This window comes from Hyphobacterium sp. (genome assembly GCF_965217055.1).
Lineage (GTDB): Bacteria > Pseudomonadota > Alphaproteobacteria > Caulobacterales > Maricaulaceae > Hyphobacterium.
Window position 1 is genome coordinate 127,440 of record NZ_OZ244227.1, and the last position, 13,854, is coordinate 141,293.

The 13,854-nt window shown below is 61.2% G+C and carries 11 protein-coding genes and 2 tRNA genes; all 13 read right to left on the reverse strand.

The window, feature by feature from the left end:
* Positions 1-3: 3 nt before the first annotated feature.
* On the reverse strand, positions 4-369 hold the full coding sequence (locus tag ACOOFN_RS00600; protein ID WP_420432624.1) for an NADH-quinone oxidoreductase subunit A: 366 nt from the start codon (positions 367-369) through the stop codon (positions 4-6).
* 212 nt (positions 370-581) lie between these two features.
* Entirely contained in the window at positions 582-1,631 is a 1,050-nt protein-coding gene (locus tag ACOOFN_RS00605) for an agmatine deiminase family protein (protein ID WP_420432626.1), read from the reverse strand.
* A 63-nt stretch (positions 1,632-1,694) separates the two neighbouring features.
* The gene (gene yghU / locus ACOOFN_RS00610) at positions 1,695-2,564 is read right to left on the reverse strand and encodes a glutathione-dependent disulfide-bond oxidoreductase (protein ID WP_420432628.1); all 870 of its coding nucleotides are present in this window, start codon (positions 2,562-2,564) and stop codon (positions 1,695-1,697) included.
* 107 nt (positions 2,565-2,671) lie between these two features.
* Entirely contained in the window at positions 2,672-3,628 is a 957-nt protein-coding gene (locus ACOOFN_RS00615) for a zinc transporter ZntB (protein ID WP_420432630.1), read from the reverse strand.
* Complete coding sequence (locus tag ACOOFN_RS00620) at positions 3,625-4,593, reverse strand: mechanosensitive ion channel family protein (protein ID WP_420432632.1); 969 nt, start codon at positions 4,591-4,593, stop codon at positions 3,625-3,627. The genes ACOOFN_RS00615 and ACOOFN_RS00620 overlap by 4 nt, the downstream gene beginning before the upstream one ends.
* Positions 4,594-4,716: 123 nt before the next feature.
* Positions 4,717-5,586 (reverse strand): universal stress protein, encoded by an 870-nt coding sequence (locus ACOOFN_RS00625; protein ID WP_420432634.1) that lies wholly within the window; start codon positions 5,584-5,586, stop codon positions 4,717-4,719.
* A gap of 10 nt (positions 5,587-5,596) precedes the next feature.
* On the reverse strand, positions 5,597-7,114 hold the full coding sequence (locus ACOOFN_RS00630) for a SulP family inorganic anion transporter (protein ID WP_420432636.1): 1,518 nt from the start codon (positions 7,112-7,114) through the stop codon (positions 5,597-5,599).
* Positions 7,115-7,293: 179 nt separating this feature from the next.
* Positions 7,294-7,370, reverse strand: a tRNA-Asp gene (locus tag ACOOFN_RS00635).
* Between the two features lie 359 nt (positions 7,371-7,729).
* A tRNA-Val gene (locus ACOOFN_RS00640) sits at positions 7,730-7,805 on the reverse strand.
* A gap of 22 nt (positions 7,806-7,827) precedes the next feature.
* Positions 7,828-8,988 carry a bifunctional chorismate mutase/prephenate dehydratase gene (locus ACOOFN_RS00645; protein WP_420432638.1) on the reverse strand — a complete coding sequence of 387 codons (1,161 nt, stop codon included), beginning with the start codon at positions 8,986-8,988 and terminating at the stop codon, positions 7,828-7,830.
* 134 nt (positions 8,989-9,122) lie between these two features.
* Complete coding sequence (gene lon, locus ACOOFN_RS00650; protein WP_420432640.1) at positions 9,123-11,528, reverse strand: endopeptidase La; 2,406 nt, start codon at positions 11,526-11,528, stop codon at positions 9,123-9,125.
* A gap of 159 nt (positions 11,529-11,687) precedes the next feature.
* Positions 11,688-12,974, reverse strand: a complete 1,287-nt coding sequence (gene clpX, locus ACOOFN_RS00655) for an ATP-dependent Clp protease ATP-binding subunit ClpX (protein WP_420432642.1) — start codon at positions 12,972-12,974, stop codon at positions 11,688-11,690.
* A gap of 159 nt (positions 12,975-13,133) precedes the next feature.
* Positions 13,134-13,763, reverse strand: a complete 630-nt coding sequence (locus tag ACOOFN_RS00660) for an ATP-dependent Clp protease proteolytic subunit (protein WP_420432644.1) — start codon at positions 13,761-13,763, stop codon at positions 13,134-13,136.
* Between the last annotated feature and the right edge of the window lie 91 nt (positions 13,764-13,854).

The following is a 13,854-nucleotide window of genomic DNA, read 5'->3' on the forward strand; positions in this document are numbered from 1 at the left end:
GGTCTACTCCCACTCCAGCGCGCCTTTTTTCCACTCATAGATGAATCCGACCGTCAGCACGCCGAGGAAGATCATCATCGACCAGAAGGCAAAAATACCGGTCTCGCCGAGCGTCACCGCCCAGGGAAAGAGGAAGGCCACTTCGAGGTCAAAGATGATGAAAAGGATGGCGACGAGATAGAAACGCACGTCAAATTTCATCCGGGCGTCGTCGAACGCCTCGAAACCGCATTCATAGGTCGACACTTTTTCCGTATCCGGATTCGACGGCGCCAGGACAAAGGCCGCCAGCATGAAAATGATGCCGAGCGCGGCAGCAATGCCGAGGAAAATCAGGATCGGAAGGTATTCAAGCAGAAGCGCATTCATGACGGATCGCCCCGTTTGGCTTTCTATTGCGGGGCATGGCCGTCGCTGAACAGCGAAATGGGCCGACAACATGCCCCCGCACGGTCGAGGCGGAAGCTAGTGCGAGCCGTCTTCACCCGCAAGGCGAAATGGCCGCTTTTTCTGCGCCGGAATGTCATCCAAGTGATTGAATTTTCACTACATGCGAATGATTTGCAATTGGAGGGCGCTGATCAGGGCAAGTCGCGCAGATGGGCCGCGAGCGCGCGCGCTGTTTCGCCCCGCAATTGCCAGCTCATGCAGCGCACCCCGCCACCCATATGGCATACGCCGGCCGACGGAACGGGAACCACGTCGCGGTCCGTCAGCGACCGGACGTGTGCGAGGACCACCTCGTCCTCGGCGATGCCGAATTGCGGCAGATAAATGCGGTGAGGTGTGACCAGTGAATTGGTGTAGAGCCCGCAAGCGGAACCGAAGCGCGCGTCATAGATATCATTGCCGTCATACGGTGTAGCAATCTGGTGGATTTCAACGCCTGGCAAGCCGTCTTCAATTGCCGCTCGCAAACTGGCGGCGTAATCGGGATCTTCCGGATAGGAATTGATGACAAGCGTATTCGGGCCGATGAATGAAACGACACCATCGGCGTGTTCCAGCCCACCCTGCTCGTCTGCCTCGATAAAGGCGATGTGATTGGCACCGGTCAGGCGCTGCAGGAGCCGGCGGCCAGCAGCCTCGCCGCGATTGTTGTCGCGCAGGAATTTGCGGCTGACGACCAATGATCCGGAATAGTCGTCGACCAGGTTTCCGCCATCGTTCAGAGCGGCGGCGACCTCGATATCGAGTCCCGCTTCCGCGGCGAGCTCCAGAAATGCGGACTGGACTGCATCGGCATCGCGCTGACCGCCGCCTTGCCCGGCCGCCGTGTAACGGAAAAAGACGGGTTCTTCTGCATTGGATGAACCAAAGTCGCGCGCCCAGATATCCTCAACCGGATAGACCGCCACGTGTCGATCACCGAGTGCCGCCCCAAATTGCGGCGCGATTGTCTCGTCCGCGAGCACGATGACATCGTCGCCTGCCCGGAGTATCCGCCGGCCGAACCCGATCTGGAAATCGATGATGTCGTCGTGGACATCGGCATAATATGCATCGCCGCTGAGCGGCGCCGCGAGAATGATCAGTTCGGTTGGATCCGGCACGATGCCCGGTTCCTCCTGTTGCCCATCACAGGCCGAAAGAAATCCGGTCGCCAGCAATCCCGCAATACACCTGAACACGGCACTCTCCCCGGCCTGCTCCAATCCGAATGGTAGCAGGTGCCGGAGCGACCGCCGAGCTCGCTACGCAACCCCCTCGATCTTGTCCTGCGTCTTCGTTTCGAAATCGGCAGCGTCATGGCGCTCGCGCAATTGAGAAGCCGGATCGCCCCAGCCGCGATTGACCATGCGGCCGCGCTGCACCGCCGGACGGGCATAAATCTGGTCCGTCCAGCGGATGACGTGCTTGTAGTCCTGCACCGAGAGGAATTCGCCTGCATCATAAAGCAGGCCTCTGGCCAGCGCCCCATACCAGGGCATGATAGCCATGTCGGCAATCGTGTACTGGTCGCCAGCGATAAACTCGCGGTGTGCCAATGTCTTGTCGAGAACATCGAGCTGACGCTTCACCTCCATCGCATAGCGATCGATCGGATATTTCTGCTTGTCGTTCGCATAGGAATAGAAATGGCCGAAACCGCCGCCGAGGATCGGCGCTGATCCCATCTGCCACATCAGCCAGTTGAAGGTCTCCGTGCGGGCATCCGGATCGGTCGGCAGAAAGTCACCGAACTTCTCGGCCAGGTAGACCAGGATGGAACCCGATTCGAAGACCCGGCGCGGCGTGTCGCCGGAGCGGTCGACGAGCGCCGGGATCTTGGAATTCGGATTGATCGCAACGAAGCCGGAGCCGAACTGCTCGCCTTCATTGATGTCGATCAGCCAGGCATCGTATTCCGCGCCTTCATGGCCCTTGGCGAGCAGCTCCTCGAGGAGAATGGTGACCTTCACGCCGTTGGGCGTCGCCAGCGAATAAAGCTGCAGCGGATGTTTGCCGACCGGCAATTCCTTGTCATGCTTGGCGCCCGAAACCGGCCGGTTGATCGGCGCAAAGCGATTATTGTCGTCCTTATTCCAGGTCCAGACTTTCGGCGGCGTCCAGGTCTTGCTCATCTTCGGTTCCTTCAGTTTCGTCGCGGCGCGATGCGGTATGGAACGGCATATGGGGACTGCCGGGCGCGATTAAACCACGCGCTCGGTCACGTACCCGTGCGCAAGCGCTAGAACCACCGCTTCAGCCGGAAATAGGCCGTCAGTCCGATGGCGATGACGAAACACACCGCGCAAACAATGTAGAAGGCCCAAGGGTAATCCGCGCCGGGCATGCCGCCGACATTGATGCCCAGCAGGCCGGTCAGGAAGCCGAGCGGCAGGAAAATCGCCGCGACCACCGACAGCACCATCATGTTGGTATTCATTTCCTCGGCGCGGCGATCGACCAGCTGGTCATTGAGGATGGCGCTGCGCTCGCGCACCGCGTCAAGGTCTTCAATGAGGCGTGTGACCTGGTCGGCGGTCTCGCGTAGTTGATTCTGCACCGGCCGCTCGAACACGCCCGACGGATCGGCGGCGAGCTTAGCCAGCGCGTCGCGCTGCGGGGCGATATAGCGGCGCAGGGCAATCGTCGAGCGCCGGATTTCGGCGAGTTGACTGCGCAGGCCGGCGGCCCGGTCAACGCTTTCTTCCTCGAGGTCATCGACACGATCGGCCAGTTCCGACACAACCGGGTCCATGCGCTCCGTCAATGCGGCGGCCAGCTTGGCGATGAAAGCGCCGGCGCTGGGCGGTGGATTGCCGGCTTCAATCTGTTCGCGGATCGTGACGATGGCCATCAGCCGGTGGATCCGCGTCGAGATGATCAGATCGCCCGCCAGCCAGAGCCGGATCGAGACCAGGTCCTCGGGGTCGCTCTCCGGCTTGAGATTGACGCCGCGCAGGATGAGAATATGGCCCTCACCCAGCGGATTTACGGAGGGCCGCGTGTCCTGGCGCGTCAGCGCCAGGGCCACGACCGGATCGACGCGCTCTGCTATCCACTCGCGCACGCCAGGATCGGCCAGGTCGAAATGGATCCAGCGATAGGCGAGATTGGCGGGCTTTGGCGCCGTGATAGCGTCAAGCCGACGTGCCGTGCCATCGGCCAGGATATCGAAGGCATGGATCGGGTTCAGCGTCATGATCCGGCCTCATTCGACCCCTGATGAATCATGTGCACATCGCGCTGCGGGAACGGAATCGTGATGCCGTTGGCCTTGAACGCATCATTGATCGCGAACATGACCTCGCTTTGGGGCTCCATGCGGCCGGCGGTGACGTCCGCCACCCAGAACAACAGCATGAAATCGATCGAGCTCTCGCCGAAGGTACGCAGCACGCACATCGGTTTCGGATCTTCTATGGCCATCGGATGGCTTCGTGCCGCCTCCAGCATCAGATCGCGCGCCTTGTGGAGATCGCTGCCATAAGCAACGCCGACATCGACCTGGATGCGCCCCTTATTGCTCGACAAGGTCCAGTTGATCACGCGTCCGGTGATCATGTCTTCGTTGGGAACGAGGATCTCCTTGCCGTCGAACGTCTCCATCAGGATGTAGCGGGCGCTGGTCTTGCGCAGGAATCCGGCCGTGCCATCCGCCAGTTCGATGAGGTCGCCCTCCTCGATGGCGTTTTCCGCAAGCAGGATCAATCCGCTGATGAAATTCGAGGCGATTTTCTGCAGGCCGAAACCCAAACCAATGCCGACGGCGCCGCTGAAAACCGTGAGCGCCGTCAGATCGACGCCCGCAATATCAAGTCCGACAATGAACGCCAGGACATAAAGGACGATGCGGATGACATTGGCGATCAGGATGCGGGTGCTGGACCGCACCTTTTCCAGCGACCGGATCCGGCGCTCGATATAGGCGGCAATGACGCCGACAATCCAGAATACGGTGGCGAGCGCAATGAAGGCTGTCATCACGTCATAGGCGCTGATCCGGTTGTCGCCGACGGAGAAAGCGAAGGAATCCTGGTCCAGCACCGCTTCAACATTGGCCAGACGGCCGGTGAGAATGGCAACCAGCACCCCGACAAGCAGGATGAACACGCCCCACTTCCAGAAGCTGGCCAGCCATCCCAGGAATTTCACGATCGCCTTCATCCCCTGCCCCGGTCGACGGAATCACCCTTGCGAGGCGCAAGGTTAGCGCATGTCGGCGATGGCGGCGACTTGTGACGAGGCGCTTGCCCCTGCTGGCGGTTCGCGCGGGCGATAACCGGCGCCCTAATGGACCGTATCAGGCCGGAAGAGCAGAACCGGGACCGGACAGGCCCGGATCATCTGCGTCGTCGTGCTGCCAATGATCAGATTGCGCAGCCGCGAATGGCCATAAGCACCCATGACCAGGAATTCGATCTCTCCGGCGTCGGTTTTCGCAGTGAAGACGGCTTCCGGTTCGCCATCGACAATCTCGAACGCAGCCGTGTAGCCGGCGTCACGCAATTTCGCAGCAGCGGCCTCGAGCGCATTGACCATGTCCGGCTTCGCAGCGCCGACATGCAGCAGGCGCAATTCCATGCCTGCAAACAGTTTGCCTTTGGCGATATGATCGACAGCCTTGGCAACACTGGGGCCTGTATCGAAGGCTATGGTGGCGCTTTTCGGCGTCCTGAATGCGCGCGAGGTCACGAGGACCGGGCGGTGCGCCGACCGCACGACGCGTTCGAGGTTGGACCCCAGGTGCAGCTTGGCGAAATCGGCATGTTCGCCGCGCTTGCCGATGACGATCACGCGCGCATCGCCCTCGACTTCCTGCACGGCTTCGAGGAGATCGCCATTGCGCAGGCGAATCTTGACGTCGGACGTCCCCTTGGATTCGAGGTGGCTTTTCGCCGCTTCGGCGACCAGGCGCCCTCGCTCGCGCGCCAGCCTGGCGCCCTGCTCGTCATGCTCGGTCAGCTTTTCTAGCAATTCCGAACGCGCGCCGAGCGTCAGATTGCCAGACAAATTCATGGGACCGGCGCGGCCCGGACGGTGGTCGATGACGTGGAGGAGATCGATACCGAATCCGGTCTTCCCGGCGACCCAGGCGGCATGATCGCAGACGCTCTCGGTATAGGCCGAGCCGTCGATCAGGGTGATGATGCGGTCCATGTGGCGACTCCTAATGACCGGCAGCGCTGGAAGGCGCGCCGGGTTTGTCATGTTCGCCGAGGCGGTCGACGAGGGTTTCGCTGGCGCGGTTCATGCCGACCAGTTCGACCGTCACCCCCTCGCGGCGGAATTTCAAGACGATGAGATCGATCGCCTGCACGCTGGAAATGTCCCAGATATGCGCGGCCGAAAGGTCGATCGTCACGGCATCGAGCGCTTCCTTGAAGTCGAACGCCTTGGTGAAGGCTTCAGTCGAGGCGAAGAAAAGCTGGCCGGTCACGGTGTAGGTGCGGGTGCGCCCGTCATCCGAAAGCGCCGAGCCGACCTCGAATATACGCGAGATTTTCCAGGCGAAGAATACGCCCGACAGAAAGACGCCGATCATCACGCCGATGGCGAGATTGTGGGTGATGATCACCCCGGCCACCGTCGCGATCATGACGATGCTGGACGAGAGCGGGTGCGAACGCAGCGAGGTCACGGACGACCAGGAGAAGGTACCGATCGAGACCATAATCATGATCGCGACGAGTGCAGGCATCGGGATCGCGGCGATCCAGTCGCCGAGCACGAGTATCATGAACAGGAGAAAGACGCCGGCGGCAAAGGTCGACAGCCGGCCGCGGCCGCCGGATTTCACATTGATCATCGACTGGCCGATCATGGCACAGCCGGCCATGCCGCCGAGGAAACCGGTGACTATGTTGGCGGTCCCCTGCCCGATACATTCGCGATTGCGGTCCGACGGCGTGTCCGTGAGATCGTCGACGATCTGCTGGGTCAAGAGCGATTCAAGCAGGCCGACCGCCGCCACGGCGGCAGAATACGGCAGGATGATCATCAGCGTTTCGAAATTGAACGGGATGTCCGGGATCAGGAAGGCCGGCAGCGTGTCGGGCAGATCGCCCATATCGCCTACGGTGCGGACATCCCAGCCGAAATACAGGGTCAGCCCGGTGAGCACGACGATGCAGACCAGCGGCGACGGGATCGCTTTTGTCAGCCGCGGGAATATGTAGATGATCGCCAGCCCCGCCGCGACCAGCACATAGGTCAGCCAGGTCACGCCGATCAGTTCGGGCAGCTGCGCCATGAAGATCAGGATGGCGAGCGCATTGACAAAACCGGTCAAGACCGAGCGCGAAACAAAGCGCATCAGATTGCCGAGCTTCAGCGCGCCCGCGCCGATCTGCAAAATACCGGCGAGCACCGTCGCTGCGAGCAGGTATTGCAGGCCGTGATCGCGCACCAGGGTGACCATCAGCACCGCCGTGGCCGCCGTGGCCGCCGAAATCATGCCGGGCCGGCCGCCGGTGAAGGCGATGATCACGGCGATCGAAAAGGAGGCGTAGAGCCCGATCTTGGGATCGACCCCGGCGATGATCGAAAAGGCGATCGCTTCGGGAATCAGGGCGAGCGCGACCACGAGCCCGGCGAGCAGATCGCCGCGCACATTGCCGATCCAGTCGCGGCGGATGGTGGTCCAGTCAGGGGACCAGTCGAAACGGTCGATACGGGGAAGCTGCATGAAACAAGGTCCGGAAAATCGCAACGCCGCGCCAAGCGCGGCGGAAAAGAGCCGCGCGTCTATCAGGCAATGGCCGACATGGGAACCGCGTACGGCGGGTGGCCGTCATGCAGATGCGGGATGGCGCACCAGAAACGAAAAAAGCCGCCCCGGAAGGCGGCTTTCTTTATGCCAGGAAATGGCGCGAGTGACGGGACTCGAACCCGCGGCCTCCGGCGTGACAGGCCGGCGCTCTAACCAACTGAGCTACACCCGCGTGGCCATTCCTTCCCTCTCGGGAGGCCGCGACGTTTACGCAAGCCCGCGCGGTGGGTCAAGCGCAATTGGCGGCGTTGTGCAGGCCTCGGGTGCAGTTTTTCCGGAGGCGGTGGCAGGAGCGGATTCGGATGGGTGTTAGCGGCAAGTCTAGTCCGCAGCGTCAACCTAAACTTCACAAAGCCATCATGCCCGCTTACGCCCCAGCCTTGAGCACGTTTCATGTGAGCACGGCCCGCAACACTGCCGGTCCGCCCTAGTGCCCGGGCCGCGCGCAACGGAAACAATCAAGGAGTCAAATTCACCGACCAAATTCGGTCCCCCGGACCGAATTTCCCGCCTTTGGCGGGCGTCGGTTAATGGTGGGCGGTGAGGGGTTCGAACCCCCGACCCTCTCGGTGTAAACGAGATGCTCTCCCAGCTGAGCTAACCGCCCGTTGCCGCGCTAGATAGCGCCTTTATTCGCGCTCGTGAAGCACGGATGACGGTGCCAGCCGATCGGCGCCATAGCAGCCCAGCACACGCAGGCTGGAAGCATGCTTTTCAAGGCCTTCGATCGCGCGGCGGCATGCGGCGTCTGCCATGTTGGCCTCGAAGTCGAGGAAAAACAGCTCTTCCCACGCCACCCCGGGTACCGGCCGGCTTTCAAGCCGCGCCAAGTTGATCCCTTCGTCGCGGAAGGCGGCGAGCCCATCAACCAGAGCGCCCGGCGTGTGCGCGGTCTTGAAGACGATGGTCGTCTTGCACGGCAGGCCGGACGCGGGCGGCGTCGGATCTTTCGCCAAGGCAACAAAACGCGTGTAATTCTCGCCGGCATCGCTGGCCTGGTCGTCGATTACATTGAGCCCGAACAGGCGCGCTGCATCGGCGCCGGCAATGGCCGCGGTCTGCGGCCCCTCCTCCATGGCGTGCTCGAGCGCGCGGGTCGATGAGGTTGCAAAGCGTTGGGTGACGCCTTCGAGTCCCGACAGGAAGCGCCGGCACTGGGCGAGCGCCTGCGGGTGACCATAGATGGTCGAAATCCCGCCGAGCGACTTGCCGCGCCCAACCACGCAATGCTTGACGCGGTAATGATGCTCGCCAGCAATCTTCAGCTGGGTGTCGAGCAGCAGGTCGTAAACCTCGTTGATACTGCCCGTCGTCGTGTTCTCGATCGGCAGGAAGGCATAGTCCGCCTCGCCGTCTTCGGCGGCGCGAACGATGGAAGCAAAATCGCGGCGCACGACCGGTGCCATCGCGGCATGCCGCCCCGCGAAATGCGCCAGGGCGGCGAAATGCGAATAGGTGCCGGGTCCGCCAAGATAGGCGACGCGCGCTTCGCTGTCCTTTTCGACGGCGCGGGCATCCAGCTCTGCGCGCTGGCCGGACAGGGACAGCTCGATCAGCGTCTGGTAAAGGCGTTCAACCGCTGCGGCATCAAGGCCGAGCGCCTCGCCGTTTTCCACAGCCGCGCGCAGCACTTCGCGCTCGCGGGCGGGGTCGCGCACCGATTCGCCCGCCGCGGCCTTGGCGCGTGCGATCTGCACACCTAGCGAAGCGCGCCGCGCGCAAAGGCGGAGGATATCGCGATCGGTCTCGTCGATATCGTGACGCAAAGTGTCGAGTTGATTCTTGCTCATGCCCAATTCCCGTCCCGGTCCATTTACCGTTAGCAGCTGCAGCAAAAATGGAAAGGCCGGTAGGCTGCGCCCGCGGTCAAACAAAAACGCCGCCCCTCGATCGAGGAGCGGCGCCTTCGTGAATTATCCGGTGCCTAGTGCGCGACCTGGCTGCCGGGCGAGCCTGCGGGCGGAGTGGTCGACAGGGCTGCGAGAGCGGCCTCGTCGGCTTCCGTCCATTCGGCCGGCGTGATCGGTGTGACCAGCGCGTTCTCGAGCACTTCCTCGACCGTCGAGACCGGAATGATCTCGAGACCCGATTTCACATTGTCCGGGATCTCGGCGAGGTCCTTTTCATTGTCGATCGGAATGAGGACGGTCTTCACGCCACCCCGCAACGCGGCCAGCAGCTTTTCCTTCAATCCACCGATCGGCAGGACCCGGCCACGCAGGGTGATCTCACCTGTCATGGCAATGTCCTTGCGCACCGGTATCTGGTTCAGCACCGAGACGATCGCCGTCATCATGGCAATACCGGCTGACGGCCCGTCCTTGGGCGTAGCGCCTTCCGGCACGTGGACATGGATGTCCGTTGCACGGAACACGGTCGGCTTGACGCCGAGCTTGGGCGCCCTCGCCTGCACGAAGGAATTCGCGGCGGAAATCGACTCCTTCATCACATCGCGGAGATTGCCGGTGACGGTCATTTTTCCGCGGCCAGCCATCTTCACGGCCTCGATGGTCAGGAGATCTCCGCCGACTTCGGTCCAGGCAAGGCCGGTGACGACGCCGATCTTGTCCTCGCCTTCGGTCTCGCCGAAGCGATGCTTCCGCACGCCAGCGAAATCACCGAGATTTTTCGAGGAAATAACGACCGATTTGGTCTCGCCGCTCTCGATCCTGCGAACCGATTTGCGCGCCAGATTGGCAAGCTCACGCTCAAGATTCCGAACACCGGCCTCGCGCGTGTAGTAACGGATGAGGTCGCGGATCGCTTCTTCCTCGATCTCGAATTCGCCTTCCTTGAGGGCGTGATTCTTGATCTGCTTGGGCAAGAGGTGCCGCGTCGCAATCTCGACCTTTTCATCCTCGGTGTAACCCGCGATGCGGATGATCTCCATCCGGTCGAGGAGCGGCTGCGGCATGTTCAGCGAGTTCGCCGTGGTGACGAACATGATGTCGGACAGATCGTAATCGACTTCTAGATAGTGATCGGCGAACGTCGAGTTCTGCTCCGGATCGAGCACTTCGAGAAGCGCGGCCGAAGGGTCGCCGCGATAGTCCGCGCCGAGCTTGTCGATCTCGTCCAGCAGGAAGAGCGGATTGGTCGATTTCTTCTTTTTCAGCGCCTGGATGATCCGGCCCGGCATGGAGCCGATATAGGTCCGGCGATGACCGCGAATCTCGGCCTCGTCGCGAACGCCACCCAGTGACATGCGCACGAATTCGCGCCCGGTTGCCCTGGCGATCGACTTGCCGAGCGAGGTCTTGCCGACGCCGGGCGGTCCAACGAGGCAGAGGATCGGCCCCTTGAGCTTTCTTGCACGCGCCTGCACGGCCAAATGTTCAAGGATGCGCTCCTTGACCTTCTCGAGCCCGTAATGATCGCCGTCGAGCGTCGCCTCGGCTTTTTTCAGATCGTGCTTCAGGCGCTTGCGCTTGCCCCAGGGCAGCGACGTCATCCAGTCGAGATAGTTTCGCACGACCGTCGCTTCCGCCGACATCGGGCTCATCTGCTTGAGCTTGCGGAACTCGGCTTCGGCCTTTTCGCGGGCTTCCTTGGAAAGCTTCGCCTTCTCGATTTTTTCCTCGATCTCGGCGAGTTCCTCGCGGCTGTCATCCGGCTCGCCTAGTTCACGCTGGATCGCCTTCATCTGCTCGTTGAGATAATATTCGCGCTGCGTCTTTTCCATCTGGCGCTTGACGCGGCTGCGGATTTTTTTCTCGACTTGGAGGACGGAAATCTCGCCTTCCATCAGGCCCATCACCATCTCCAGACGGCGCGAAACGCTGCGCTCCTCAAGCAAACCCTGCTTTTCGGAAATCTTTACGGCCAGATGTGCGGCGATAGCATCCGCGAGTTTCGCCGGGTCAGTAACTTCCTTGATCGAAGCCAGCGCATCCGGCGGCACTTTTTTGTTGAGCTTGACGTAGTCGTCGAACTTCTGTGATGCGGTACGCATCAACGCTTCGATCTCGGCCGCCTCGCCGCTCTCTTCCGGCAGGATCTCGGCCTCGGCCTCGAAATAGGCCGCATTGTCGAGGAAACGCTCGATCCGGATGCGTGAACCGCCTTCAACCAGCACTTTCACTGTGCCGTCAGGCAGTTTCAGCAATTGCAGAACCGACGCCACGACACCCATGGAATGGATGTTGTTGACATCGGGATCATCATCTCCGGCATTCTTCTGGGTCGCGAGCAAAATCTGCTTGTCGGCCCGCATGACCTCTTCCAGCGCCGCGACCGACTTGTCCCGTCCCACAAAGAGCGGAACGATCATGTGCGGAAACACGACGATGTCGCGCAGTGGCAGCAATGGAAGAATTTTGGTTTCGGTCATTAACGATACTCTCCTGACGATCGGGCCGCGACAGCCTTATGCTGATATGATTCGCGGACCGGCAAGCGCGACGACGTCGCGTCTTGCACAGCTTTCCCAGCTTCATCACCCAATTGGTTGTTGGCGCGGCGGATTTCAACCGTCCGCGTGCGCCGTTCGTCAGGAAGCGGTCGGCCGTTTGTCGGCCTTCTCATCCGCTTCCTTCTCGGCATATATGAAGAGCGGCTTGGCGCCACCATCCACGGCATCGCCATTGACGACGACCTCGTCGACGCCTTCCATGCCCGGCAGATCGAACATGGTTTCTAGAAGGATGCCCTCCATGATGGAGCGCAGTCCACGGGCACCGGTCTTGCGCAGAATCGCCTTCTTGGCGATCGCCACGAGCGCGTCGTCGGTAAAGGTCAGGCTGGAGCCTTCCATCTCGAACAGGCGCTGATACTGCTTGACCAGAGCGTTTTTCGGTTCTGTCAGAATCTGAATCAGCGCGCCCTCGTCAAGGTCTTCGAGCGTCGCGATTACCGGCAGGCGGCCGATGAATTCCGGGATCAGGCCGAAGCGCTGCAGATCGTCAGGTTCGACTTCGCGCAGAATCTCGCCCGTGCGGCGTTCGTCGGCATCCTTCACATCTGCGCCGAAGCCGATGGACGACCCCTTGCCGCGCTGGGAAATGACTTTCTCGAGCCCGGCGAACGCGCCACCCACGATGAACAGGATATTGGTCGTGTCGACCTGCAGGAATTCCTGTTGCGGATGCTTGCGGCCGCCCTGCGGCGGTACCGAGGCGACAGTGCCTTCCATGATTTTCAGCAAGGCTTGCTGCACGCCCTCACCCGAAACGTCGCGCGTGATCGAAGGATTGTCGGACTTGCGGGAAATCTTGTCGATCTCATCGATATAGACGATGCCGCGCTGGGCGCGCTCGACATTGTAGTCGGCGGCCTGCAGCAGCTTCAGGACGATGTTCTCGACGTCTTCGCCGACATAGCCGGCCTCGGTGAGCGTCGTCGCATCGGCCATGGTGAACGGTACATCGATGATGCGCGCCAGCGTCTGTGCCAGCAGCGTCTTGCCGCAACCGGTCGGACCGATCAGCAGGATGTTGGACTTGGCGAGCTCGACATCCTGGTTCTGCGTGGCGTGGTTGAGGCGCTTGTAGTGGTTGTGCACGGCGACCGAGAGGACTCGCTTGGCCTGATCCTGCCCGATCACGTAATCATTGAGGACCTTGTAGATTTCGCCCGGTGTCGGCACGCCTTCCTTGGACTTCACCAGCGAGGTCTTGTTCTCCTCGCGGATGATATCCATGCAGAGCTCGACGCATTCATCGCAGATGAACACGGTCGGGCCGGCGATCAGCTTGCGCACCTCGTGCTGGCTCTTGCCGCAGAAGGAGCAATACAGCGTGTTCTTGGCCTCGCCGCCATTGTTCGATGATTTGCTCATACTCTGCCCGCCTGTCTCTCTGGCACGTCACACCAATGCTTCGTGTCCGCCCCTTCTGGTGTAGCAAGATCGGGGCCGAAGCTTAGCGAAACGTAATCACACACCCTTTTCGATCATATGCCAACCGTGTTGAGCAAGTGTTGATCAGCGGTGCAACGCCTATTCCTTGCTGCCTGCCTGCTCTTCCCGCGACGCATAGACATGGTCGATCAGGCCCCAGTCGCGCGCCTCTTCCGACGACATGAAGGTGTCGCGATCAAGCTTCTGCTCAACTTCTTCATACGTTCGCCCAGTGTGCTTGACGTAGATTTCGTTCAGCCGGCGCTTGGTCTTGATGATGTCCTCGGCATGACGCTCGATGTCCGAAGCCTGGCCGCGGAAACCGCCTGAGGGCTGGTGCACCATGATGCGGGCATTCGGGGTTGCGGAGCGCATGTTCTCGGCACCGCCGCAAAGGAGCAGCGAGCCCATGGAAGCAGCCATGCCGATACAGGCCGTCGCCACGGGGCTGCGGATGTATTGCATGGTGTCGTAGATCGCCATGCCGGAGGTGACCACACCGCCCGGCGAGTTGATGTACATGGCGATTTCCTTTTTCGGGTTTTCCGACTCAAGGAACAGGAGCTGGGCCACGATGAGGCTCGCCATATTGTCTTCGACCGGACCGGTCACGAAAATGATGCGCTCCTTCAGGAGCCGCGAATAGATATCGTAGGCCCGTTCCCCGCGGCTGGATTGCTCCACCACCATGGGAACGAGATTCATCATGACGTCTTCGGGATCTCTCATCGCGCACTCCAGCTAGCAAGGCGGGCAGGCAGGACGCCTGTCCGATTCGGATCGATCAGCTGGAGATGAATATCGCGAGGCAAAACGCCCC